This window comes from Helicobacter sp. 12S02634-8 (assembly GCF_002272865.1).
In the GTDB taxonomy this organism is placed as follows: domain Bacteria; phylum Campylobacterota; class Campylobacteria; order Campylobacterales; family Helicobacteraceae; genus Helicobacter_J.
In genome coordinates this window covers 1-889 of record NZ_MLAP01000051.1, presented here as the reverse complement: position 1 = coordinate 889, position 889 = coordinate 1, and the positions used below count along the sequence as shown (strand labels likewise).

At 39.5% G+C, this 889-nt stretch carries 1 protein-coding gene; it reads right to left on the bottom strand.

The genetic code is table 11. The features are described 5' to 3' along the window. Positions 1-687 (bottom strand): secretin N-terminal domain-containing protein (locus BKH46_RS09320; protein ID WP_172402633.1); only part of this gene is annotated, 687 nt, incomplete at its 3' end. Positions 688-889 lie beyond the last annotated feature (202 nt).

The window sequence follows — 889 nt, the reverse complement described above, 5'->3', positions numbered from 1 at the left end:
TCTTTTGATTTGTGAGGGGGAGGCAGTGATGGTAATGAGTCCTGCACCTTTATTGATTACTATAGGCTTAAAGGGGAGTTTATCGGGTTGGTTTTTATCTCCAGGGCGATAAGTGATTGCATAGAGTTCATTTTCTAGCTCTCCCCAGAAGTTGGGTTCATCGATAGAATAGATTTTAGTCCCTGAGCGTCCGATATGGAGTCTTGTTTGCTCACTGCCTAAAAGCATTGCTTTTTGTTGGGCATTGTTTGTGCCTAAAGGAGTGTTATAGAGATCTCTTTGATAGAGATTGTTTTGTGTGTCTTGAGAGAATATCACATCAGTATTGCTAGAACCCACACGCGCTGTGGCAATATAATCGATATTGAAAGTCTGGGTCAAGAGTCGGTTGAATTTGAGATGGTTGTCTTTGATTTCATAATCCAAGTCTGCTTCATCAGCAATGATTTGTAAGATGGGTTTGAGTGTATGGGATTTAAGATTTAAGATGAGCTTTTGGGAGTGGAGGATTTCTTGAGTGGGTTTATCTGCATAGATCACACTAAAAAAGCATTCATTTGCAAGGGCTTCAATGACTTCTTGGGCAGAGGTATCTTGATGGATAGAAATATCAAAGGTTTTATCCCCACATAAATCTTTACCCCCACACCACAGACAAAGACACACCAACAAGGCTACTCGTTTCATTTCCTTCTTCATACCCACCAAGCAATCTCAAAGGCAATACCACACCATCCCATCAGGCAAAAGCAACACGATATACCAAACAAGGCAAAATAGTTATGGCACAAGATAGAGCAAGATTCTATCTTAAAGATAAATCAAAGCATACTAAATGATATGTATTCTATCAAAATAAATTTTATGTTGCACTTAAATGGGGGAGGGG